The 25804-nt window shown below is 41.8% G+C and carries 22 protein-coding genes; 15 read left to right on the forward strand and 7 right to left on the reverse strand.

Translation table 11 applies throughout. The annotated features are described in order from the left end of the window. The first annotated feature begins 176 nt into the window (after nt 1-176). Nucleotides 177-956: a hypothetical protein gene (locus QEP08_RS05840; RefSeq protein ID WP_285056544.1), complete on the forward strand. Its 780-nt coding sequence runs from the start codon at nt 177-179 to the stop codon at nt 954-956. Beyond that, nucleotides 931-1362, forward strand: a complete 432-nt coding sequence (locus QEP08_RS05845; protein WP_285056545.1) for a (deoxy)nucleoside triphosphate pyrophosphohydrolase — start codon at nt 931-933, stop codon at nt 1360-1362. The genes QEP08_RS05840 and QEP08_RS05845 overlap by 26 nt, the downstream gene beginning before the upstream one ends. Here QEP08_RS05845 and QEP08_RS05850 read toward each other — a convergent pair. After that, complete coding sequence (locus QEP08_RS05850; protein WP_285056546.1) at nt 1359-1949, reverse strand: RNA polymerase sigma factor; 591 nt, start codon at nt 1947-1949, stop codon at nt 1359-1361. The genes QEP08_RS05845 and QEP08_RS05850 overlap by 4 nt on opposite strands. Before the next feature lie 118 nt (nt 1950-2067). Between QEP08_RS05850 and QEP08_RS05855 the strand changes: the two genes are divergently transcribed. The 6 genes from QEP08_RS05855 (at nt 2068) to QEP08_RS05880 (ending at nt 11545) form a co-directional block, all read left to right on the forward strand. Beyond that, on the forward strand, nt 2068-3219 hold the full coding sequence (locus QEP08_RS05855) for a FecR family protein (RefSeq protein WP_285056547.1): 1152 nt from the start codon (nt 2068-2070) through the stop codon (nt 3217-3219). A gap of 194 nt (nt 3220-3413) precedes the next feature. Continuing rightward, nucleotides 3414-6818 (forward strand): TonB-dependent receptor, encoded by a 3405-nt coding sequence (locus QEP08_RS05860; RefSeq protein WP_285056548.1) that lies wholly within the window; start codon nt 3414-3416, stop codon nt 6816-6818. Nucleotides 6819-6830: 12 nt separating this feature from the next. Beyond that, the gene (locus QEP08_RS05865) at nt 6831-8729 is read left to right on the forward strand and encodes a RagB/SusD family nutrient uptake outer membrane protein (RefSeq protein ID WP_285056549.1); all 1899 of its coding nucleotides are present in this window, start codon (nt 6831-6833) and stop codon (nt 8727-8729) included. Between the two features lie 44 nt (nt 8730-8773). After that, the gene (locus QEP08_RS05870) at nt 8774-9961 is read left to right on the forward strand and encodes a DUF5000 domain-containing lipoprotein (RefSeq protein WP_285056550.1); all 1188 of its coding nucleotides are present in this window, start codon (nt 8774-8776) and stop codon (nt 9959-9961) included. A 34-nt stretch (nt 9962-9995) separates the two neighbouring features. Further along, nucleotides 9996-11108, forward strand: a complete 1113-nt coding sequence (locus QEP08_RS05875; protein WP_285056551.1) for a DUF4998 domain-containing protein — start codon at nt 9996-9998, stop codon at nt 11106-11108. Between the two features lie 257 nt (nt 11109-11365). Further along, entirely contained in the window at nt 11366-11545 is a 180-nt protein-coding gene (locus QEP08_RS05880) for a hypothetical protein (RefSeq protein WP_285056552.1), read from the forward strand. Nucleotides 11546-11553: 8 nt separating this feature from the next. Here the strand turns inward: QEP08_RS05880 and QEP08_RS05885 are convergent, their stop codons facing one another. The 5 genes from QEP08_RS05885 to QEP08_RS05905 form a co-directional block, all read right to left on the reverse strand. Further along, a complete protein-coding gene (locus QEP08_RS05885) occupies nt 11554-13515 on the reverse strand; it encodes a glycoside hydrolase family 97 protein (RefSeq protein ID WP_285056553.1) in 1962 nt (653 codons plus the stop codon). Nucleotides 13516-13628: 113 nt separating this feature from the next. Then, a complete protein-coding gene (locus QEP08_RS05890; protein WP_073234115.1) occupies nt 13629-13820 on the reverse strand; it encodes a cold-shock protein in 192 nt (63 codons plus the stop codon). Between the two features lie 106 nt (nt 13821-13926). Then, entirely contained in the window at nt 13927-17733 is a 3807-nt protein-coding gene (locus tag QEP08_RS05895; RefSeq protein WP_285056554.1) for a PVC-type heme-binding CxxCH protein, read from the reverse strand. A 26-nt stretch (nt 17734-17759) separates the two neighbouring features. Next, a complete protein-coding gene (locus QEP08_RS05900; RefSeq protein WP_285056555.1) occupies nt 17760-18899 on the reverse strand; it encodes a GNAT family N-acetyltransferase in 1140 nt (379 codons plus the stop codon). Nucleotides 18900-18954: 55 nt separating this feature from the next. Continuing rightward, complete coding sequence (locus tag QEP08_RS05905) at nt 18955-20076, reverse strand: acyltransferase family protein (RefSeq protein ID WP_285056556.1); 1122 nt, start codon at nt 20074-20076, stop codon at nt 18955-18957. A 312-nt stretch (nt 20077-20388) separates the two neighbouring features. Between QEP08_RS05905 and QEP08_RS05910 the strand changes: the two genes are divergently transcribed. The 7 genes from QEP08_RS05910 to QEP08_RS05940 all read left to right on the forward strand — a co-directional run bounded on the left by QEP08_RS05910 (nt 20389) and on the right by QEP08_RS05940 (nt 25279). Then, a complete protein-coding gene (locus QEP08_RS05910) occupies nt 20389-21750 on the forward strand; it encodes a cellulase family glycosylhydrolase (protein WP_285056557.1) in 1362 nt (453 codons plus the stop codon). Nucleotides 21751-22075: 325 nt separating this feature from the next. After that, entirely contained in the window at nt 22076-22750 is a 675-nt protein-coding gene (locus tag QEP08_RS05915) for an ATP-binding cassette domain-containing protein (RefSeq protein WP_285056558.1), read from the forward strand. Between the two features lie 70 nt (nt 22751-22820). Beyond that, nucleotides 22821-23045, forward strand: a complete 225-nt coding sequence (locus QEP08_RS05920; RefSeq protein WP_285056559.1) for a CDGSH iron-sulfur domain-containing protein — start codon at nt 22821-22823, stop codon at nt 23043-23045. Between the two features lie 54 nt (nt 23046-23099). Further along, the gene (locus QEP08_RS05925; RefSeq protein WP_285056560.1) at nt 23100-23477 is read left to right on the forward strand and encodes a DUF2784 domain-containing protein; all 378 of its coding nucleotides are present in this window, start codon (nt 23100-23102) and stop codon (nt 23475-23477) included. 77 nt (nt 23478-23554) lie between these two features. Beyond that, the gene (locus tag QEP08_RS05930; protein ID WP_285056561.1) at nt 23555-23821 is read left to right on the forward strand and encodes a GNAT family N-acetyltransferase; all 267 of its coding nucleotides are present in this window, start codon (nt 23555-23557) and stop codon (nt 23819-23821) included. Continuing rightward, nucleotides 23788-24090, forward strand: coding sequence for a GNAT family N-acetyltransferase (locus QEP08_RS05935; RefSeq protein WP_285056562.1), 303 nt, complete (start codon nt 23788-23790; stop codon nt 24088-24090). Before QEP08_RS05930 ends, QEP08_RS05935 begins: the two co-directional genes overlap by 34 nt. Before the next feature lie 124 nt (nt 24091-24214). Further along, nucleotides 24215-25279, forward strand: coding sequence for a glycoside hydrolase family 5 protein (locus QEP08_RS05940; protein WP_285056563.1), 1065 nt, complete (start codon nt 24215-24217; stop codon nt 25277-25279). Between the two features lie 29 nt (nt 25280-25308). Here QEP08_RS05940 and QEP08_RS05945 read toward each other — a convergent pair whose 3' ends face one another. Continuing rightward, nucleotides 25309-25758 (reverse strand): DUF4488 domain-containing protein, encoded by a 450-nt coding sequence (locus tag QEP08_RS05945; protein WP_285056564.1) that lies wholly within the window; start codon nt 25756-25758, stop codon nt 25309-25311. Between the last annotated feature and the right edge of the window lie 46 nt (nt 25759-25804).

The following is a 25804-nucleotide window of genomic DNA, read 5'->3' on the forward strand; positions in this document are numbered from 1 at the left end:
TCTCTGGATTATGGTCAGAGAGTTGATGCAGAGTTCCGAAACCAGAGGTGAGATGGAAGGCAGCAGGAAAGTAAATGGAAGTCAGACATGATAAGGATGGACGAAAACAGGAGGATAATGAATTGTTTTTATTTAACGGAATAAAAGTTTAAATTAGGGTAAATTAACGAATCAATATGATGAACAAGCATTTTACAATTTTAATTATTTGCATGGCTTTTGCGCTTTCAGGTTGTAAGAAAGATAAGCCAAAGGAAGCTGATGAGCAGGAAGCCCCTGTTAAGTTACTTTCCAAAGTAACGGAGATATCAAATGGCGCCACCAGCGTGAGCACTTACACTTATGACGATAAGAACAGGATGATCAGTATCAAAACGGGCAGTACCCAGGAAATCAAATATAGTTACAAGAGTGAGGAAATCGCAGCAATCGAAGTCAGAAGTGGCAATATATCTAATAACTCGGTTTTCACTTATAGCGGAGGCAAGCCTGTTAAAATAATCGCGAAATCATATGATGGCGGTACACTTCAAAAAGAGGCTACTTATAGCTTTGCTTATTCGGGCGAGCTGATCACTGACATAAACATTAGCGAAAATGGGGTAATTGCACAAAAAACAAAGATTAAATATAAGGACAATAACATCATTGAAACTGAATCTGAATCGAATGTGATTATAAAGGTGGTGAATACTTATGGAAATAAATTCAGCAGATTTAAAGACAGCAGACAAAAATATTATACGGGTGCTGAGTTTTTTGATAGTTTTTCTGTCAATGATCTGCTAAAGGCTGTTATTATCTATCCTGATGGGGCTACTTTAACTTCAACCTACACTTATACCTACGACAGTGACGGCTATCCGATTACTGTTTCGGTTGCCCATTTGCATTCTGCTGTAGGCTCTGTCGGAGGATCAACATCTACGTTTGAATATAGAAACGGGAACGAATGAACTTATGATTGATGTTGCCTGTGCTATTATTGTAAGTCCTAAGGGACAGGTACTAGTGACGCAGCGCAGTACTACAATGAAGCTTCCTTTAAAGATGGAGTTTCCCGGGGGAAAAGTCGAGAAAGGGGAAACCTCATCGGCCTGCCTGATCAGGGAAATAAAAGAAGAATTGAACCTCGATATTAAGGTAATCTTTGAAATGCCAGCCAATGAACATGTTTATCCGGATTTTAACATCAGGCTCATTCCGTTTGTCTGCGAGATCACCGGGGGTATGATCGCACTAAAAGAGCATGCAGATTATTGTTGGTTTAATGCAAATGAACTTCCGGATCTGGACTGGGCAGCAGCAGATATTCCCGTAATGAAAAACTATGTAAACAGCATCACTCCGGTCAGGACTTAAGAGCGCAGGTTGTATAACCCTTCAAGAATAATTAAGACTACGGATACATCTTTCAGAGAAAAACGTAAATGTCTTAAAGCGTAGGTCAGCTGGTTTTCTACTGTTCGCTTGGAAATTCCGAGCTGCTCGGCAATTTCATCGTTGGACAGTTCATGTTTACGGCTCATAACAAAGATCTCCCGGCATCGTTTAGGTAAACTGCTGAGGCAGGAGTCTACCTCCATTTCCAATTCCTGACGTGCTAAGTTACTGTATCCTTTATTTTGAGAGGTATAGTCTGCAAAAACGTATTCTTCAAGGTTTTCTTTATAGTCGATTGGGATTACTTTGCAGGCTGTGATATGTTTGTAAACACGGTATCTTGAGGCAGAAGTTAAATATGCTTTGAATGACTGAATGTTAAGGTTTTTTCTGTTGGTCCACAGTGTGATGAATATGTCATGGACAATCTGCTCACACGCGACCGGATCCCTGATATAGGAATAGGCACTGCTATAGATCTTAGCAGAATAGCGGTAAAACAATGTGGCAAACGCCTGTTCATTATCCTCCCTGATACTATCCCATAGTTCGTGGTCGGTGTCCATTTGTGTGGTTAAATTTGGTTTGCCTAAGCTATAAAATTTATTATTAAAAAAAATACTTTTTAAAAGTATGTGTGTGCCCCGGAAGATTTGGTACTATACAGTTAACCAAACATAAATCATGACAAAAGAAGAGTACACTCTGTTGTATGAAAAATATACCGCCGGCCATTGCACTGAACAGGAGAAAGAACTTTTTGAAGCATATACTGATGAATTCGCCCTGGCTGATGAGCCATGGGATACTACGACATTGGGTGATGAAAAGTCAATTATAGGCCGGATATATAATCGTTTGCAGGGAGAAATTCAGGGTAAACCCAGGACGGACCGGTTTTTATGGTATAAGTTTTCTGCAGCTGCGGCAGTACTGCTTATCCTGGGTTCAGGATTATTCTATTATTATATGAATTCTGCAGGTATGCCGGTTTTAAAGGATCAGATTGCAAAAACCAATGTGATAAAACCCGGAAGCCATAAAGCGATACTGACCTTGCAGGATGGCTCTACCATTGTCCTTGATGATTCCAGAAATGGGATAGTGGCCAGCCAGGGAAAAACTGTGATTCTAAAAAGTGAAGATGGCCGGATTGTCTATAATTCTATGGCAGCCCAGCCGGTTACAGAAGCAGAAGAAGTTTACAATACGATCTCGACCCCAAGGGGTGGTGAGACGCAGCTGCTGTTGCCTGATGGAACTAAAGTATGGATGAACGCCGAATCTACTATTAAATTTCCTGCGGTTTTCTGCAGCAAATCCCGTAAGATAGAGCTATCCGGAGAAGCCTATCTGGAAGTTGCCGAAAATAAAAATTCTCCCTTTAAGGTACTGGTAAAAGGCACTGAGGTCGAGGTGTTGGGCACCCATTTTAACATCAATGCTTATGGAGAAGGCCGAGATGTAAATACCACCTTACTGCAGGGTTCTGTGAGGTTAAGGAACAGCAGCCGGGCAGCGATGTTAAAGCCGGGCCAATCCGGAGTATCATCTGCAAACGGCCAACTGACTGTGAAATACGTGAACGTGGAAGATGCTATTGCCTGGAAAAACGGATATTTTGTATATCAGGACGAGGACATTTACAGCATCATGGAAAAGGCCGCGAGATGGTATGACGTAGAAATAGAATACAGGGGCAACATGAAAAACAAAGGATTTTATGGCAGGGGGCAGCGCTATGAAAACATATCAGAATTATTGAAAAATCTGCAATTAACCGGAGAAGTTCATTTTAAAGTTGAGGGAAGGAGGGTTATTGTTATGTCTAAATAGTTACTAATTTTTTAAACATAATAGTTGCTCTCAATAAAAAGCCCGGGTGTTCGCAGCACCCAGGGCTAATATCAGCAACTTAAATCAATTCGCTTAAACCAATTATAAATCAAGCTGACAACCAAATGTATAAATTTTATAATGTAATTCCCTGCGGGATAAGACCCCGTATGCCATTTAAATTCCTGTTAGTAATGAAGCTAATTTGCATTTTATTGATCACTTCCTTCATGCATGCCTATTCCGCCACATATGCGCAGAAAATAAGTATAGACAAGGAACGCGCTTCTCTGAAGGAAATCTTTGATGACATCAGCAGACAGACTGATTATAGTTTCATAATGAGTTCTTCTATGCTAAAACAGGCTTTGCCGGTAAGTATCAAGGTCAAAAATGTCCCATTAAAAGAAGTACTGGACCAATGCTTTTCAGCTCAGCCGCTTACCTATGTGATCAACAACAAAACCATTGTCGTACTGGCACCACAGACCGGTGCCAAACCGGGTACAGTGATACCAACGATGAGGCAAGACGTAAAGGGAACTGTCCGTGATTCAGTAGGCGTTCTGCCGGGGGTATCTGTGACAATCAAAGGAACCAAAACCGGGACTACGACAGATCAGAACGGTAAATATATCCTCGACGTTGCGGATGACAACGCGGTGCTGGTGTTTTCTATGGTGGGATTTCAAACCCAGGAGGTACCTATCAACGGAAAACCCACAGTCAATGTAACTATGAAGTCATCAGACAACGGCTTGGACGAGGTGGTCGTTGTGGCCTTTGGTAAACAGAAGAAAACTGATATGGTCGGTTCTGTAACCTCGATTAAACCATCTGAACTGAAAGTGCCGTCAAGCAACCTGACGACTGCACTGGCCGGGCGGGCAGCTGGTGTTATTGCCTATCAGCGCAGTGGAGAGCCGGGGCAGGACAATGCTGAGTTCTTCATTCGCGGGGTGACATCATTTGGTTATAAAAGAGATCCGCTGATTCTTATTGATAATATTGAGGTGACAACGACCGACCTAGCGCGTTTGCAGGCAGACGATATTGCAAGTTTTTCCATTATGAAAGATGCAACTGCCACCTCATTATACGGCAGCCGGGCAGCTAATGGCGTAATTTTGATCGTCACCAAAGAAGGCAGGGTTCAAAAGGCATCAATTGATTTTCGAGTTGAGAACTCACTATCTGCACCAACAAGAGATGTAGAGCTGGCCGATCCAATTACCTATATGAAGCTGAACAATGAGGCCGTGCTGACACGTGATCCACTGGGAATCTTGCCTTATACTGATCAAAAAATAGATTATACCAAGGCGGGAGTAAACCAGTATATGTACCCTGCTACCGACTGGAAAAAAACATTGTTTAACGATTATACCATGAATCAGCGGGCAAATCTCAATGTAACTGGTGGTGGTGGAGTTGCACGTTATTTTATCGCCGGGTCCGTAAACCAGGATAACGGCATCCTTAAAGTTGATCAGAGGAACGATTTCAATAGCAATATAGACTTGAAAAGCTATACGCTGAGGTCTAATGTTAATGTAAACCTGACCAAGAGCACTGAGGTTATTGTGAGGATGAGCGGAAGCTTTGACGATTATTCAGGTCCGGTAAGCGACGGGGCAGACATCTACAAAAAAGTGATGCGTACCAATCCAGTACTATTTCCGGCCTATTATCCTGTAGATGCAGACCATTCTTATGTGAAGCATATCATGTTTGGTAATTATGATAACGGAAGCGGAGCTTATTTGTTAAACCCTTATTCCGAGCTGGTAAAAGGATATAAAAATTATTCGAGATCCAACATGTCTGCGCAGTTTGAGGCTAAACAAGACCTCGGTATGCTGACATCAGGATTGAACTTCAGCGCATTGCTGAATATCACACGAAATAATTTTTTTGATGTAAGAAGAACCTACAGGCCATTTTGGTATCAAGCCGGTGCTTATGATAAGCAAGCAAATACCTATAAAATTGACCTGCTGAATGAGGAAACAGGTACTGAGTATCTTGATTATGTACCAGGGGACAGGACTGTCAATTCGAAATTCTATATGCAGTCATCGTTGAATTACAGCCGGATTTTCAATGAAAAACACTCCCTGAGCGGGCTGTTTGTATTTATGCTTCGTAATGAGCTTACTGGTGTCGTCAGTGACTTACAATCTTCGCTGCCTTTTAGGAATGTAGGACTCGCCGGCCGCGCTACTTATGGTTATGATAACCGCTATTATGCTGAGGTAAATTTCGGATACAACGGATCAGAAAGATTCTATGAGACCAACCGGTGGGGCTTGTTTCCTTCAGCCGGCGTAGCCTGGAACATTTCCAATGAGAAATGGTGGGAACCACTGAAAAACGTCGTCACCAAGCTTAAATTGAGAGGAACTTACGGATTATCAGGAAATGATGCGATCGGGTCGGCTACTGATCGTTTCTTGTATTTATCTAATGTAAATATGAATGATGCGGGAAGAGGTGCGGTCTTCGGACGTGAAAATGGTTATTCAAGAAATGGGATTTCACTTTCCCGGTATGCCAACAATGACATCACCTGGGAAACTGCAAAGAAGACAAATGTTGCTTTAGAGCTGGATCTCTTCAGAGACTATAGCTTACAGGTAGATTTCTTCAAAGAACATAGAAGCGGCATATTAATGACCCGTACCGCTACTCCGGCTACCATGGGACTTTCCGCTCAGCCAAAGGCAAATATAGGAGAAGCAGAAGGTAAGGGTGTTGACATCTCTTTAAATTATACCCATTCGTTTTCAAGTGGTTTTTGGCTGCAGTCTATGGCCAATTTCACCTATGCAGCGAGCAAATACCTTAAATTTGAGGAGCCATTTTATGACGAAGCTCCTTGGAAACGGCATGTTGGATTATCAATCGGACAACAATACGGTTACATAGCTGAAAGACTGTTTATAGATGATGAGGAGGCACTGAGGTCACCAAGGCAATTTGGAGAGTACGGTGGCGGAGACATTAAATATTATGATGTAAACGGAGATGGTGAGATCACCACTTTGGACCAGGTGCCGATTGGGTATCCTACTACGCCGGAGATCACTTATGGTTTTGGTTTCTCTCTCGGGTACAAGAATTTTGATTTTTCAACTTTTTTTCAGGGACTTGGACGTGAATCTTTCTGGATTGACGCGATGGCTACTGCTCCGTTCATAAATTATTACTATTCTCCGGATGAAGTTTTGCCCGGCTTGCCACAGAATCAGTTGCTCAAAGCTTATGCGGACAATCACTGGTCTGAGGAACACCAGGATGCCTATGCTTTATGGCCACGTCTCAGCATCACGAATGTAGGCACAGAGAACAATGCCCAAAGAAGTACCTGGTTTATGCGAAGCGGAGCATTCCTCAGGGTTAAACAGCTGGAGATAGGTTATACTCTGCCTCAAAAACTCTCACAAAGATTTGCAATGAAAAAATTCCGTGCATACGTAAATGGTACCAATCTATTGTCATTTAGCAGTTTTAAACTTTGGGATATCGAAATGGCTGGAAATGGACTCGGCTATCCGGTACAGCGTGTGTTTAATATCGGTTTACTGGCATCATTCTAAAAAGTAATCATCATGAAGAAATCAATAAAAATAATTCTGATCCTGACGGTCCTGTGCGTACTCGGCGCTTGTAAGAAGTTTCTGGACATTACGCCGGACAACATAGCTACTATAGAATATGCTTTTCGTCTGCGGAGCACCGCCGAAAGGTATTTATTTAGCTGTTACAACTATATGCCTGCCCTTGGTTCTTTCGAAAATAATGTGGCGAATGCGGGCGGCGATGAGTTCTGGCTTCCCGCTACCAGTGGTTCAAACGCCTGGAAGATAGCTCGTGGAAATCAAAATAAGTCTGGTTCATACATGAACTACTGGCAAGGGGTAAATGGTGGCAAGGACCTTTATCAAGGTATACGCGAATGCAATATCTTTTTGGATAATATTAACCAGGTACCGGACATGCCTGACTTTGAAAAGGCCAGATGGGCGGCGGAGGCTAAATTTTTGAAGGCATATTATCATTACTATATGTTCCGGATGTATGGGCCTATTGCCACCATCAAGGTAAATGTACCTGTAGATGCCAGCGTAGAAGAAGTATACCCGGTACGAGCTCCGGTGGATTCCTGCGTAAACTATATTGTACAGCTTCTGGACGAGGCCTTACCAAATCTGCCAGATAAGATAGATAATGAAGTTACCGAACTGGGCCGGGTTACAAAAGCAGTTGCGATGTCCATTAAGGCAGAGGTACTGGTCACTGCAGCGAGCCCGCTTTTTAATGGTAACCCTGACTATACCGGGTTTAAAGATCCTGAGGGAAATGTATTGTTTAATACAACGCATGACCCTCAGAAATGGGTTCGCGCAAGAGATGCTGCTAAAGCTGCAGTTGAATTTTGTGAATCTCTCGGTCATAAACTTTACACCTTTAATCCCGCATTCTTCCAATATAAGATATCTGATACGATAAAAACCCAGATGAATATCCGTAATGCGCTGTGCGAAAAGTGGAATCCTGAAATCATCTGGGGAAATACCAATAGTCTTGTAGGTAGTTTACAGAATCAGGCTACTCCCCGCGGACTCGACCCTGCTAAAAGATCTAATGGTACAACTTCGGGCAATATAGCACCTCCATTGAAAATTGCAGAAATGTTCTACAGTAAGAATGGTGTGCCGATAAAGGAAGACAAAGACTATGATTATTCCGGACGTTTTAAGCTTAAGAGTGTTTCTTCACAGGACAGCCGTTATTTACAGGAAGGCTATGTTACTGCTTCGTTAAACTTCGATCGCGAGCCACGCTTTTATGCAGATCTTGGTTTTGACGGTGGAATCTGGTATGGTCAAGGTTTGTTTGATGATACCAAGAACCTCTTTTTTGTATCCAGTAAAAAAGGACAGCCAGCAAGTGCTCAAAATGAGTCGAGTTATTCTGTAACTGGTTACTGGCCAAAGAAACTGGTAAATTTCAACAATGTAATAGGTGAGACTACATATACAGTACAGACTTATCCATGGCCGATGATGCGGCTGGCAAATCTGTATCTTTTGTATGCTGAAGCAGAAAATGAAGTCGGCGGACCAAATTCTGAGGTATACAAATATATTAACCTAGTCAGGGAAAGGGCAGGGCTATATTCTGTTGAAGATTCCTGGTCCAATTATTCAAAAAATCCGGGAAAATACACCACCAAAGATGGCATGCGTGATATCCTTCATACAGAAAGGTTAATTGAGCTTGCATTTGAAGGTCAGCGTTTCTGGGACCTGCGCAGATGGAAGGAGGCAATCACTGAATTGAACAAACCGATTACAGGCTGGGATTTGATTCAGGAAGATGCAATGTCTTATTACCGTGAAAGAGTGATTTACAACCAAACATTTACGAGCCGGGACTATTTGTGGCCTTTGCCGGAGAGTGAGTTGTTGAGTAACAAGCGGATGAACCAAAATCCCGGATGGTAATGAACAGTTATAAAATGAATATTTCATCAAAAAAATCTTTGATCATGTTTAGATACTTATTGTCGGCCTGCCTGTTTTTATTAACAATTTCCGGGTGTAAAGATGCAGATACCGAGCCATTCAATAAAAATGACGCCGCACCGGGACCAGTTAGCAATGTAAGAGTCGAAAACCTGCCAGGCGGAGCAAACATCACCTATGAGAGACCGGCTAATATGCTGTATGTCAAAGCAACCTATTCCATCAGGCCAGGTGTAGAGCGTGAGGTTAAGACTACTTATTATAAGAATACACTTACTATAGACGGGTTTGCCGATACCAGAGAGTATGAAGTAAAGCTTTATGCTGTGAGCAGAGGAGAGAATGCGTCGGAACCGGTGGTGGTAAAAGTAAAACCTTTAACTCCTCCTATTCAGCAGACGTTTGAAAGCTTGTTCATCCAGGAGAATTTTGGTGGGATCAGGGTATCTTTTACCAACCCATCAGAAGCAAACCTGGTGCTCAACATCCTCGTACAGGACTCAATAGGAGATTACGTCCCGGCCGATGCTTTTTATACCAAAAGAAAAACGGGTTTTGTAAATGTGCGTGGTTTTGCACCGGTAAAAAGAAAGTTTGCGGTTTACGTTCGCGACAGGTGGGATAACCACTCTGATACGGCCTATGCGGAGCTTACGCCGATATTTGAACAACAGCTGGATAAAACGAAGTTTAAAGAGGTAAAACTTCCAACCGATACATATGTGCAGCATTGCTGTGGTACTGGTATGATCAATCTTTGGGACAACAGCTGGAACAGCGGAAATGTCTTTCATACTAAACCGGGAACAGGTTTGCCTCAATGGTTCACCTTTGATCTTGGCGCAGATGTTAGTCTCAGCAGGTTTAAGTTTTATCATCGTTTGGGCGGCGGGCAGCAGGCCACAGATGGTGCGTATACGGGCGGCGATCCGCAGGTATTTGAGCTCTACGGTAGTAACGATCCCAATCAGGATGGTTCCTGGGATAGCTGGACGTTAATAGGAGAGTTCCAATCTATTAAACCTTCCGGTTCACCACAGGGAATGGTAACCACTGAAGATTTTCAATATGCAGTTGTCGATGGTGAAGAATTTGATATCCCCCTGGGAACACCAAAATTCAGATACCTGCGCTGGAAAACCAACAAGGTGTGGGGCGCTCTTGACCATCACTATATTGCGGAACTCACCTTTTTTGGGAGCAGGGACTAATAATTTCATCAAATAAACACATAAACAGATTAACATGAAATTAAAAAAAATAAATGCTGACAAGCTCATCATAATCATTGTTTTTGCTGCTATGCTTGCAGCCTGCAGCAAAATGGATTCCACCTACATTGATTTTATAAAAAAGGGGTCAATTACTTATGTTGGAACTCCGGATTCTTTGAAAGCTCATTCAGATAAAAACCGCCTTAAAATAATCTGGACATTATCAGATCCATCTACTACAAAGGCAAAATTATACTGGAACAATAAGAATGATTCGTTAATTGTAGATATCGCACCCAAAACGGATACCGTAAGTGTATGGCTGACAGATTTGAGAGAGGGCTCATATTCGTTCGACCTGATCATGTACGATAAGGATAACAACAGGTCGGTTACTTCCAATCTAATTGGGAGGGTTTATGGTGATAACTATATCAATACATTACTTGCCAGGCCTGTTAAAACCGCCATACTTATCAACGGAAAGGTTGATGTGACCTGGGGAGCAGCAGATTCGACAGTTATTGCTACTGAACTTACTTACACCGATGAAAATGAAAAATCGCATACGATCATGGTACCTGTAGACAGCGGGGTTACCCGGCTTGACAATTATACCCTGGCTGGCCATGAGACTTTTCAATATCGAACCTTATACGTGCCGGATTCTCTTTCAATTGACACCTTTTATTCTAATGTGCAAACTGTAAAAGTTACAGGTCCGGCTATTGAATACGAACGTAACGGATGGATGGCAGGAACTGAAGACTATGATATTCCATCAGGACGGGTACCTCAAAACACTTTGGATAATAAGACCAATACCATTTGGCACATGGATAAAACTCATGGTTATCCACATGTCGTTACGATAGATATGAAGGCAGAGAACTTGGTTAATGGATTTACCTACATACAGCGCACTCCATTGGATGGAGCAGCTAAGCTTGTCGAAATACAGGTTAGCTCAAATAACATAAACTGGAAATCGTTAGGTGCATACACTTTTGAAAATCTCGGAACCAAGCAATATCTTGAGCTGCTGGAACCGGCATCTTTCAGGTACTTCAGAATGATCGTTAAATCAGACTATAAAAACGGCACTGCAACCGCCATCGCGGAGTTAGGCGCCTACAAAAGATAGCTCTCTTTTCCCTCGAACCAGCAGGCCCTGCGGTATGCAGTCCTGCTGGTTATTTTGTTTTAAACTTGAGTGGTCAGATTTTATCTCGAATTATCAGTCCATACGCTATCGAAAATCGCCTCAGGAGCAAATTCCTACGGCAATCTTAAAGTACCGCACAAAAAATAAGTAAAGATGAGCCGAAAAAAGTAGTGGACGGATTTAAGGATACCTTGGCTGGATAAATACAAAAGCGCACAAACCATATATCTGTTTAAGTGTTTATTTGCGAATGTAATTTCTTCGGCACGCAGATAGAGGGACACATGAATTACGTGGAGCTGGAAAAACTTTTATCTGAGTTTTCGTGCAAAAGAATGCTATCGACTCATTTTGGCCGGGAGATGCAGGAAAGGCTTGATGAGCTGGAAATAGGCTATTTAGCTGATGGAGTGTAATTTATAGTTTAACTTTCCGAAATCACGGCTGCAAATCCGCCGCTGCGGACCATTTTGATTTCAAATTTATCACCGGCTTTTACCTGGATGGTTTTCTTTCTGTAGTCCATTGCCTGCCGGCCTGCGTTGATACCATCCTCAAAATAGGTCATGATATACGTCTTTCCGGCAGTCAGAAAGTCAAGATTCACTGAAACAGTTCTTTCCTCTTGTTTACTATTGGTAATGCCGCCAATAAACCACTTTTCTCCTTTGCGTTTGGCAACCACGACTATGTCCCCTGCTTTCGCTGCCAAGGCTTTAGTCTCATCCCATGTAGTTGGCACCTTCGTAATGAAATCTGTACAATCGGAATTTCTGTAATAAAGAGTGGGGTTGTCTGCAAGCATTTGTAGTCCACTTTCGAAAACCACAAACAATGCCATTTGATAGGCTCTGGTTCCAATGCTGGCAGCATTGGGCCTTTCAGCTCTGTACGATTCAGGCTGCATGCTGATCATTGCACCGGGAGTGTAGTCCATTGGTCCCACAGCATTGCGCATAAAAGGTAGAAGCAAACTATTGTCTGGTTTGGTGCCACCCATTTGTTCCATACCCCTCACGCCCTCATATGAAATCAGGTTAGGATATTTATATTCTAATCCGGCAGGTTTAAATGCACCGTGAAAATCAACAAACAACTTGTTCTTTGCGGCCTCTTTGATTACATTTTCATAATAATTGACCATCCATTGATCGCTCCGGTCCATGAAATCAATTTTTACCCCTTTTACACCCCAGTCGCTAAAAGTTTTAAATAATTCCATATGGTTATGAACCGTAAGCCAGGTCAGCCAAAGAATAACGCCTACATTCTTCTCCTTACCATATCTGATTAGCTCGTGCACATCAACCTTGGGATTGGGCGTATAGGGATCGGTTGTACTATTGGCCCAGCCCTCGTCCATAACGATATATTTTATGCCATATTTTGCGGCAAAATCTATGTAGTACTTGTAGGTTTCCAGGTTATATCCCGACACAAAATTTACATCCGGACCATATGGAGCTGCATCGTTCCACCATTCCCAGCTTGCCTGCCCTGGTTTGATCCAGCTTGGGTCTTTGATTACACTTGGAGATGCAAGTTTTAGGGTCATTGTATTTTCCACCAACTGCTTATCATCTGTTGAAATCACAAAGTACCTCCATGGAAAACTGCGTGTGCCTTTAGTTTTTGCAATATAATCAGCCTCCTTTAAGATTTTCTGACTTCTGTCGCCATCTTCTCCAATTTCCAACGGTACTTTGGGAAAAGCCGCCGATACGCCGTTTTCACCGTTTCCTTTTAGAAACAGACAAGGGTAATCCAGAAGATCTGATTCACTGATCAGTATTTTATATTGTTTCCTGGTATCGATCAATACTGGAAGTGTAGACATTTTATCTGCAGGTTTCCAGTCTTTGGAGTTTACCTGCGAATAATTTTCTTCATAGGAAGTTTTAAAACCACCGGGCTGCTGCAGATGCAGTACGTATTCTGAAGGGAAATTAAGCGCAACATCCTCATTAATCACTTCTATCTCACCTTTCTTCGCAGTTGTAAAACGATAGGCAATACCCTCATCAAATGCACGGAATTCAACCGTATAATTTCCTTTAAAGCTTAACAGGATTGAGTTATAGGTGTTTTTTACCGCGGAATATTTTAGTGGGATGTATGGTTTAATAACGTCATTTCCCTGGCCTTTTTTAGTTCCCGTAAGTTTAGGAGCCTCACCCAGAACTTCGTTTCTTAAACTCAGTGACAAATGGTTTTTCTTTAACAACAGATCGTCACGATATGCTATGGAGTAATATATTTTATCAGAGATGTTCAGTGATACTTTTATAGCTCCATTTGGTGATCTGAGCTCAATCCCTTTATTTCGAGCAGAAAGCATAACTGAAAGGCTCATAAAGACCGCCAGGGCGAAGAAAAACTTATTCATAAAATTCATATAGATCGTGATTTTCGGAGCTAAAGGTAGTAATTTGGAAAAGCATCCCATAAAAAAAGCATCCCTTTTGAGGATGCTCTTCTTAATTTATAAAATGAGTTTAATTAACTGATCTTAACATTAATTGCGTTTAAGCCTTTTTTACCTTGCTCAACGTCATAGCTTACTGAATCATTCTCACGAATGTTGTCGATTAAGCCTGAACTGTGGACAAATATTTCGCTATCACCATTAGCTGGTACGATAAATCCAAAACCTTTTGTCTCATTGAAAAATTTTACTGTTCCTTGTTGCATTATAATATATTTTAATTATGATACAAATGTACAATTAATTTATTGAAAATCAGTAATTTATTTATTTTGCTAAAACAGACCATATTTTAGTCAGTACTTATCTCACTTATTTTGACCGGCTCAGAAAGCCTACCAGATCTATAATTTCTGTATTGCTGAGGGTTTCAAATAACCCGTTTGGCATCATGGATACAGGCATTACTTCCCGTGATTGTATGTTTGATTTGTTGATTACAGTGGCTTCCTGTCCAACAATTCTCAGGGTAATCTGACGCTCATTCTCTGAGACAACATTCCCTGAATAAGTACGCCCATCACGTGTGGTAATGACAACCAGCTTGTAATCTTCCTGTATTTCGCCGCTGGGTTCCAGTACGTTGAAAAGGAGATAATCAACTTTTGATCTGTTGGATCCGGTCAGGTTTGGTCCAATGGAACCACCCTCGCCATACATTTTATGGCAACTTCCACAGGCACGCATAAATACAGTTTGCCCCTTTTTAAGATTGGCATTGTCCAGTGCCTTCGGTGTCAGCAGATCACGGTATTTTTTGTAAGCAAGCTCGTTGGACGGAAGCTGATCGATAGGCCCCCAGATTTCTACAAAGCCACTGCCTACAACACGTCTAAGCTGTCTGGCTACACTCGCTGGAATATCTCGTTTTTCTATGGTCCTATTTTTTATGGCCATGGTAAGCAGCCATCCGGATTTTGGTCTCGATGCCAGTGTTTCTATAGCAGATTGCTGGTCCTTTTCATTAAACCCGGGATATTTGTTTAGCAGAAGCTGGGCCATTTTTTCATTGTCATAATTGGCGATGGCCCTTATGGCGTCATTGCGAAGTGCAGGGTCGTCCAGTAATGCGGGTAAGTCCTTAATCAATTCTGCTCTTTGTTGTGCTGACAACGCAAGCAGGGCTTTACGGCGGCTATCTGCCGTCGCATTTTTATTACGCAGGGCAGCAAAGTACTGATTGGCAGCTTCTGTATCTCCAAAATATTGGGCTATTTCCAGAGACAGTTGCTTGTTTCTTTCACCGGAACGCTGCAATTTAGCATAGGTAGTTTTCCAGTCTGCCGGAGTTTTGAGATCAGTGCGTCCTTCCAGACCATCACGCATGCCGGCAATCATTGCTGTATCTATGCCGGATCGTTTACCAAGCCATGTTACCAGTGCATTAGTGGCATCTGCATCTATCGCACGACGGGCAATGAATTTTCTGATCATGCTTAGCTTACTTGTGGCGGCCAGCTCGAAGGCACGGTTTGGATCTTTGACTACCAGTGGTTCAATACCATACCACAGCATTTTAGGCAGGTTGTGGTCATTCTCATCTTCACCATGCCGGATCAAATTGGCGGCCAATGTCCAGCGGTTATTTAAATCTATCCGCTGCAAGGCTGATGTCAGGTATAAGCGTACGGCGGCTGAGCTTTCAGAGCTTGCCATTTGTTCGAGTTTGGAGACGACAGTCGAAGAGGGGGCTCCGTCTTCCCATAACAGTTGTATGGCCCAGCCACGTATGTACTCGTCCTTATCATTTAAAGCAGCGATCAATTGATCATTGCTGAAACCATTACATACATACAAGCCCCACATGGCACGCAAACGATAATTTGCATCTTTATGATTTAAATAAATATGACGAAGGGCTTCCAAAGTTCCTTTTTTAAGCTGATGTTTAAATGCCCGATTTTGAAGTACACCACGGGCTCGCCTGGAGTGCCAGTCGCTTTTGTTGGTTTGCAGTTCAACAAGTTGTTTGTCGCTGAGTTTATTCAGATCAGCATAGCGGATTTTAAAGCTTTCCGCCAGGGAGACTTTTGGTGAAATTCTAAAGATACGGCCTGTTTCTTTATTAAGGACTGAGCCGCCGCAGATGTCCGCATCGTGCCAGTCCAGAACGTATAAATTGCCGTCAGGACCTACAGAGGTACTGAAGCCTACCCATTGTGCATTGTTTGCTGCCATCAGATCTTCACCGTGTGAACCTACAAAACCAGAACCTTTAGGGATAAGTATGTCTGTAAGAATAGCATGCTCATGTATATTTGCCATAAATATCCGACCTTGCTGATCTTTTGGGAAGGCGTCGCTCTGGTAGATACTTGCACCTCCATGTGCAGAGCGGTGACTATGGTCCGCTATGGTTTTGATGTCTGTATAGGTATAGGGATTGAAATGCTGTCCGCCCTGGCGGTGGTAAATCCCCCCTGGAATTACATACCACAAATGAGGGATGACGCAAGCCGTGATAAAGATCTGGCCTTTGGCATCATAGTCAATTCCCCAGGGGTTGCTAAAGCCGTGTGCAACCACTTCAAATTTGTCTTTAGTAGGATGGTAACGCCACACACCACCATTAATATCTATGCCTTCACCCTTTAAAATTTCATCATCGGGGAAGGGTTCCTTATGGCGGTAAAGTTTACCCTTGCCCACAGGTTTGCGGATGCGTGAGGGGGTAGCGAAACCCTGACAGCCATACAGCCAGCCATCGGGGCCCCAATGAAAACTGTTCATGGTTTCATGCCTGTCCCGAATACCCCAGCCAGTCAGCCGCACTTCTATGTCGGCCATGTCTGCTTTGTCGTCATGGTTGCGGTCCGGCACAAAAAGCAGGTTGGGAGGGGCGCCAATAAATACACCATCAAAACCAACGGCCATCGCTGCGGGGAAGGAGACTCCTTCTGCAAAGATTTTTTTAGTGTCGGCTTTGCCATCATGATCGGTATCTTCCAGTATCAATATCCTACTGTTGCCGTCATTTGAAAAACCTGAAGACCTGGACTCATAATCCCTGTTTTCTGCCACCCAAAGCCGCCCTTTGTCATCCCAACAAAAAGCCATCGGTTGAGTAACCATTGGCTCTGATGCATAGACATTGGCCAAAAAACCATCCTTAAGCGTCATCGCCTTTACAGCTTCTTCAGGGGTAAGGAATTTTGCATCCTTACCTTCCTGTTTGGCGATGGCCCACATGTCTACACTCGCCCAGGAAGGGTCTTTGCCCGCAAATTTGGCCCAGGCATTGTTCATTTCAATGTCGCTGAACTCTCCTGTGTAAACTACCAACTGATGTTTAACTGTCTCAGTTTCTCCCTTTTTAATACTCCAGTCTGCATCATGAGCCCTTACAGGCCCAACACCCATCTGTTCATCGACGCGCCATTTTTGAGGATATCCTTTATTTTCGGGATGATCTAATATTGCGATATGTGCTTTGTCATTCCTACCGTCTACCTGTATAGCAATATCAACCCATGTTGCGGGCTGACCCTCAGCTTTCTGATTGCGCTGACGTGCTGCATTGATCACTTCACCATTAATTCCTGGTTTCCAGGGCATTCGCAGGAACAAGCCCCCGTACGGATATTTCGCCACAGTGATATCTGTTTTTGCTTCACCTTGCCATTCCAGGCTAAGCAGAAACTTTCCATTGTCCTGCTGCATACTCCAGGTCTGGGTTTCTGTCATTACCGGAGTTCCCTTTTCGTCCAGCAAGTTGTATACGGTCTGCCACTTTACGATTGCACCTGTTTTCTCAATAATCCGGGCAGCAATCCGTTTCCAGTAACCATCTCCCGGATTGGCAAAATAATTCCGGCCGTTTACACTGGTGAACCCCCAATATAAACCGGTTTGGTGCTTGTGGTGTTCCGGGCTAAATTCCGTAAGTATTCCTTTTCCGTCTGGCGCTGCGATTGGGTGGATGTACGGGCGAAAGTTTTCGCCGGCATTTTGCGTTAAAATAATCGCCTTACTGTCAGCCCTCAGGACTGAAATGGTTCCGGTTTTTTCATCCTGACGGATTTCCAGCGTAACATCTTCATTTTTGGAAGCTGTTAAATATTTAGGGCCGGCCCATAGGAGAAACAATATGGTAATAAAAAGCAGAATTGATTTTAACATAATAATAGGTTTACATTTTGGTCGCCCTAAATATATGGTTTAGAACCAATAAGCCAATTTTTTTGTTGAAAATTTGTATAGACAAGTTGTTTAGTTGCCGCTTTCCGGATCATACTCAAGTGGAAGCTGATCCCCAATTCTTTTACGGCCCCAGAATCCTTGAAATTCCTGAGCAAATATTTAATTCGATAGCCCAATTTCATATTTTCTATGATAAAAAAATTTTCGGAAGTTGCCTCAACCAAAGACTGCTTTGTAGAAAAATCTATGACATCGGTATTTAATATTTTACAAGCTTTTGCATTTTCAGATTCCCCCATAAAATATTTCATAAATATTTTCAAAAAATTCTTTCTTTGCGAACCATTTCCGATCACAACGGTTTTTAAGTCGATGGCTTTTTGAAGAAGCAAAATATTTAACGCCTCCGGTTTGTCAGCAATCACAACGTCTTTTTTTACTGATGAGTAACCCAGCATATTCACAACAACCTGGTAGGTACCTGAACTGAGATTGGTAAGAGTAAATTCGCCTTTAACGTTTGTTGCGGTGATTTTTTTAGAACCATCAATAAATACTGTAGCAGCCTCCAGGGGTTCTCCTTTGGCATTCTTGACTGTTCCTGTAAGTGTGAAAACGTTTTGTGCATGCAATTGAAAGCTGAAAAGCAGCAAGAAAATAGTGATGAGCGTTTGTATCATTTTATGAATGTTGTAGTTCACGCCATTGTAAACTAAAGTATTGTGTTTTTCTGCAATGTATTCAAACCCGACCGACTTATAGCACTTAATTGCCATTTGATTTTTTTCCCATACAAAAAGTTCGACCTTTTTGCAATCGTATGTGCTCCTGCATTTTTCGACAAGCATCCTGATGAAATATTTGCCAAATCCCATGCCTCTGAGTTTCGAATCTCCAATCAGGATTCTTCCTAACCGGGGTATTCCGCTTTCCTGGGGTATGATTTCGCCGAACGCGAAGGGGATGTCGTTTTGCGAATACCCGATATAAAAGGTGCGGTCGGGATGAAGTGCCTGATAATTTAAGATTTGCTGTTGCGTGATGGGGTATGAAAAATCAGTACCTGAAAATTGAAGCAATAACTCTGGACTTGTTACCCATTTTTCTAAAAGGAGGAAGTCAGAAGAAGCGTACGGTTTTAACATTTATAATATTTTGAGAACGGGAGCTTAAATATAAAAATCTCCATTTGATTTCAGGCTAGACCCGTATGTATATTTTTCTTTTATCGAGGATATAACCGACCATCCAGCAGATCAGCATAAAGCAGATAGCAAAAAGTAGCGAGCCGACAGGACCTGGTGCGATCGCCTGAAAAAAGTTATTGTTAATGCGCCCGGTTACATTTGCGTTTGGAAATAATGTGTAGATGCTGATCAGGATTATTTCTGATAAAATATAGATAGCGAGCGGGTTTTTTCCTAAGACAGTAAAGAATCTTGTCCATTTAACAAAAGACAATACTTCTATTAAATAAATCAGTGAACCGATGATCACCAGATCAAGTCCGCAGGTAAGCAACACAAAGGTACTTGTCCAAAGCTTTTTATTGATCGGAAACACTGGATTCAGACATATTGCTATTAATATTAACAAAATGCCGGCCAGCAGCAATTTAGAAATCGTTTCAAATCCCTTACCTTTTTGCTGGATGAACTTTCCGGCATAATATCCAACGATCACGTTTACACAGGCAGGTATGGTACTTAATATTCCTTCGGGATCAAAGGCGATGCCTTCGCCATGATACAAGTGCTTGTCACCTAGGATATAGAGATCAAGGAACTGTCCTGCATTGCCAGTCATGCTGAATGGGTCTGCGGGGCTGCCAAATAATAACAATACTATCCAGTATCCAGCTAAAAAAAATAACGAGATCAGGACGACGGTTCTTGTGCTCAAATAGTGGATCAAAAGCGAGGCTATGCCATAACAAAGTGCTATTCGCTGGAGTACCCCCATGATACGTGTATTCCCGATAGGAGATAGGCTGAAGCTCCCATCTACTCCATGGCGGAAAAAAGGGAACCAGTACATCAGGTATCCAAGGAAAAAAATGAGCAATGTGCGTTTAAATATTTTTAAAAGCACGTCTGAATTTTGCATTTGTGCAAATTTTTCCATTGAAAAACTCATCGCATTTCCCACAGCGAACAGGAATGAGGGAAATACAAGGTCGGTTGGTGTAAAGCCGTGCCATGCTGCATGCTGCAGAATAGCAAATGGCTCTGCGCCGCTGCCGGGAGTATTGACAATGATCATAAAACAAATAGTCATACCCCGAAAGACATCAAGTGATAAAAAACGTTGTGGCAGGTTCATTTGATTTTAGCTGAATGGTATCTTGGTTCTCAGTTAAAGTTAACATTATATCATTCATTTTCCATTATGTCATGTTATTTATCTCCTTTGGGATTTAGGAAATAATGGCAGGTGCATTTGCGTAGGCCATCAGAAATGTCAGCAACCATTTCAATGTACTAATGAGATTACGACTAAAAGATAAATTCAACATCGTTACAAACGATAACAGGATCTTATTCATCATTTTATATAACTTTAATAAAGCATACAAATTATATGATCTTAAGAAACAAGTGTTCATGGACGGTAACTGTAGCGATCCTATCTATTATGTCAGAATCTGCACTTTGCCAGAATAGATCAATTGCTTTGAACGTTAAAAATCCGCATTATTTTACATACAATGGCAAACCTACCGTTTTAATCACCTCCGGTGAGCATTATGGTGCAGTTTTAAATCTTGATTTTGATTACATAACATACTTTAATGAATTAAAATCCAAGGGTTTAAATCTAACAAGGACATTTACAGGAGCATATGTTGAGCCTGTTGGTGCGTTTTCAATTAGCAACAATACACTGGCACCTGCATCGGGACGTTTTATTTGTCCCTGGAAGCGTAGCTCAATCCCAGGTTATCATGGCGGAGGAAACAAATTTGATCTCGGTAAATGGGATGATGCTTATTTTGCCAGGCTTAAGGATTTTGTTGCACAGGCACAAAAAAGAGGGATCATCGTTGAACTTACATTTTTTTGTCCTTTCTATGATGAATCACAGTGGAAAATAAGCCCGATGAATACAGTCAATAATGTCAATGGTATCGGATCAATGTCAAGTAAATTCGTTTATACGCTGGATAAAAGCAAAGAACTGATATCAGTTCAAAAGGAAATGGTGCAGAAAATCGTTCATGAACTTAAAGAATACAAGAATCTTATCTATGAGATCTGTAATGAACCTTATTTTGGTGGAGTGACCCTAGAGTGGCAATACCACATCGCGGACATTATAAGAGAAACAGAAAAGGACTTTAAACATCCGCACCTGATCTCGCAAAACATTGCCAATAATACACAGAAGATCAAAGACCCGCATGCTGCTGTTTCTGTATTCAACTTTCATTATGCAACACCGCCGGTAGCAGTGGTTGAAAATTATCACCTGAACAAGGTTATTGGTGACAATGAAACGGGCTTTAAAGGCAACGCAGATGAGACATATAGAATGCAGGGCTGGTTATTTATAATGGCAGGAGGAGCACTTTATAATAATCTGGATTATTCTTTTACCATTGAGAAAGAAGATGGGACTTATCAGTATCCTGCTACACAGCCCGGAGGCGGAAGTGTTATATTACGAGAGCAACTCAGCTATTTAAGGCATTTTATTAATGGTTTTGATTTTATAAATATGCATCCGGATGTTTCCTTCATCACTGAGAAATTTTCAAAAAATGCTCAGATCCAAGCCCTTGCTGAAACAGGTAAACAATACGGTGTTTATATTTATGGGGATAAAAAGGCTGATCTGGAATTAAATCTTCCGGCAGGAACTTATCAGGTGGAATGGACAAATACAACCACTGGCCTTAAGGAGAAGACCAAAGCACTTAAGCACAATGGAGGTGCGGCAAAGTTGACCATACCGAAATATAGCAGGGATATTGCGCTGAGTATTAAACGCATTTAAAAACATACTTTAGAAAGAAGTATGCTCCAGGGGAAAAGCAAGATATGAGAATAATAAATGGACTGTGGGTCTTTTATAGAAAACTGGTTATACCTTCTGCGGCATTATCGGTTTGTTTGGGTTTGATGATGGGTACGGGCATGAAAGTCATAGGTATGGCAGGGTTCTCTTATATTTTTATAACCCCTTTCTTTCATCTGATGATATATGATCTGACAAATCCAAAGGAATATTACTTTTATTATAACCTTGGCTTAAGCAAGCTGATGTTATGGTTTGCCACAGTTGTAACCAGCATAATCATAGGTTTAATACTAATGGCTATATGAGTGGACTGCATGTAGACAGTGTAACCAAAAACTTTGGCTTAAGGCAGGTTTTAACAGATATATTTATTTCCTGCACAAAGGGGGAGATCATCGGACTCCTGGGTAGAAATGGTTCCGGGAAGTCTACTTTATTGAAAATTATATTTGGATCCCTAAATGCTGACAATAAGTTTGTAAAGGTAAACGATAAGCATTTAAAAGGCTTATACAGCAATATTGATATCATTCACTATTTACCACAGGATAGCTTTCTCCCCAAGCACATTAAAGTAGAAGATATTATAAAAGTGTTCTGCAAAAAGCAACAAGCAATAAATCTGCTGGAACTTGAATTGGTCAGGCCACATCTTCGTAAAAGAAGTGCTGAGCTATCCGGAGGTGAGCAAAGGGTCATAGAGGTTTTAATTATGATTTATTCGGAAGCAGAGTATTTGTTATTTGACGAACCTTTTAACGGACTTGGTCCGCTGCATATAGAGATTATCAAAGATCTGATCAAAGCACATTCTGAGCGAAAAGGATTTATTATTACCGATCACGATTACCGCAATGTTCTGGATATCTCCACGGGGATCATTTTAATGCATGATGGCGGAACAAAAGTCATTAAGGATAAAAATGATTTAGTGCGGTGGGGGTATTTACCTTCAAGTTCGCTCAGCAACACATAATGTTTCTAAATTGCAAAGAGACCGCATAGTCTCTTTGCATTGTTTTAGTTTTGGAGCAAACTAAAAGCAGATGTCAAAAACAAAACTTACCATCAATAACAACGGTTCGGTCAAAATAGAAGGCGATTTCGAGATTGTCGATAAAAGCGGAAATGTCTATGGCCTACAGGGGAGGAACGTACTTTCCATATGCCGTTGCGGGTTGTCAAAGAATAAACCGTTTTGCGACGGTTCTCATAATGGGCATTTTGAGCATGAAGCTGTCGCATTTGATCTCCCTCCAAAAAAGGTGTAGTTGGTTAATAAGGGGGGCTGTATGCCCATATATCCCTTCTAAGTAGACGATATCATGATCCTGGATTATTTATTTACTTTGCTGCATTTGATCATCATTGGCTTCAATTTGCTGGGGTGGATATGGCGATCGACCAGGAAACTGCACCTTATATTTGTTTTACTGACTGCCGCCTCATGGTTGTTACTTGGAATCTGGTATGGAATAGGTTATTGTCCAATTACAGACTGGCAGTGGCAAATCAAGGAGACGCTTGGTGAAACCAATCTGCCAAATTCTTTTATCAAATATTTTGTGGATAAGCTTACTCGCAGCGATATTTCATCTGACCTGATAGACGCTGTAACAGCAATATTCTTTGCGATTGCAGCGGCCTTATCAGTATATCTCAATTTTTTTAAGAAAAATCAGCAGAAACATAGGCCCAATTAATCTTATCCCTCATAAAAATTCAAATTTAGCGAGTAGTGGTTCTTTTTGCTTATAAGCAAATTCTTAAATTGTCCGGTATGAAAATCTATGCCGAAACTGACCGGATTATAATGAGAGAGATCGTTATGGAAGATGCAGCTGCTATGTTCGAAATGGACAGTGACCCGGAAGTACATCGTTATTTATATAAAACCCCGATCCGGAGCATTGAGGAGACTATCAGTAGTATCAACTACATCAGACAGCAGTATATCGATTATGGTATCGGCAGGTGGGCAATTATAGATAAAAAAACAGATCAGTTTGCCGGATGGGGCGGTCTAAATTCCGCACGGATGAGGTAAACGGACATACCAACTTTCATGATGTAGGATACAGGTTGCTGAGAAAATTCTGGGGACAGGGTCTTGCCACAGAATCCGCAAAAACGACTTTAAAATATGCATTTGAGGAGCTTGATCTCCCAGCGGTTTATGCGCTTGCAGATATTGAAAATAAAGCCTCTACAAATGCATTGTTAAAATCAGGCCTCAAAATCACAGCTCAGATCGAGCACGATGGTCTCAAATGCGACTGGTTTGAAATAAAACAGGAAGATTGGCTTGTCAGATGAAATAAACAACAAATTTATTGTTTTCAAATTTAACCGAATGTATTCTGTCTTTCATTCTATTTAAAGCATACCGTTTTGTATATTTAAAACAGTTTACGGACAAAAACTTACCTGCTTTATTAAAATGGAAAGAAGAAAATTCCTTCAGCTGGGCGCAGGCCTGACCGCTGCAACCATCTTAACCCCAGCTTTAATGGTGCAAGCCAACACGCATGGTACCTATAATAAATTGCCAAAGTGGCGCGGCTTCAATTTGCTCGAAAAATTCAATTTGGAAGTTAATCAGCCCTTCAAAGAGGAAGACTTTAAAATGATGGCCGAATGGGGTTTTGATTTTGCCAGGTTACCCATGTCCTATCACTGCTGGTCAAAACCCAGTGACTGGCTACAAATGGATGAAACAGTTTTAAAAGACATTGACCAAGCGATAGAATTCGGTGCCAAATACAAGATCCATGTTAACCTTAACCTGCATCGTATTCCGGGTTATTGCGTCAACGCACCTGCTGAGCCGCTCAACTTGTGGAAAGATGAAAAAGCACTGGAAGCAGCAGCTTTCCACTGGCAGCACTTTGCAAAAAGATATAAAGGGATCAGCAGTAATAAATTAAGTTTTGATCTGATCAATGAGCCTTCCCAGGTCGAAGAACCTGATTACGTAAGGGTCATTACCCGGATTATCAATGCCATCCGCAAAGAGGACTCTAAGAGGTTAATTGTAATTGATGGCCTTCAATATGGAACTAAACCCGTTTTCGGAGCAGCAAAACTGAATGTTGGCCAAAGCACCAGAGGTTACGGACCAATGCAGGTGAGCCATTATAAGGCTTCATGGGTTAAAGCGGATTGGGGTGTTCCGACCTGGCCTTTAAATGCCGACGGCAACGACCGGTGGGATAAGGACAGACTAAAAAGAGAGATATTTGATCCCTGGAAAAAGCTCGCTGACCAAGGTGTTGGTGTTCATGTAGGCGAGTGGGGAGCATATCACCATACGCCGCACGATGTGGCGCTTGCCTGGATGAAAGACAACCTGGAGATATTTAAAGAAAATGGCTGGGGCTGGTCCCTATGGAATTTAAGAGGGACCTTTGGAATTCTTGACAGTGAACGGAAGGACGTTGAATACGAGTTGTATAAAGGCCATAAACTGGACCGGAAAATGCTTAAACTGCTGCAGCAATATTAGTGGCGGTCTACTATTGGCCTTCCCGCCATTTACTGTATTTGCGGATAGTCAACCCTTGACCAGGTTTCGTTGTAGTGCCCCTTGACCGCTTGACCGTTTTCGTCCTTCGCATCAAAAGAACCCTTTGTTATCATGACATTTCCGTTGAGTGAATATTTGATCTCATAGGTTTTACCAATCATGGGCTTATTTAAAGCGTTCACCAGCGTTTCAGAATAAATACTGTCGTTTAGTACTTTAAACTTCCCATTCATAGTTTTTGCAGATCTTTCAGCTGTAAGGACGTATCCTTCAAAGTTACCTTCATGAAGCACTTTAAGTTGAACTACCTTTGGCTTTCCTGAGCTACGGCCGTAATCAAATGCTATAAGTTGCCAGGTGCCGTCCAGCGGAGAATTATCCTGCTGTTCTGTTTTAAAAGCAAAGACTGTGAGAAGCACAACTGTGGTCACTGTCAGGAGCGTTAATTTAGTTTTCATACAAGTTCGGTTTTATTCCATACAATATAGCTATTTGTTTAGAATT

Source organism: Pedobacter ginsengisoli (genome assembly GCF_030244015.1).
GTDB lineage: Bacteria > Bacteroidota > Bacteroidia > Sphingobacteriales > Sphingobacteriaceae > Pedobacter > Pedobacter ginsengisoli.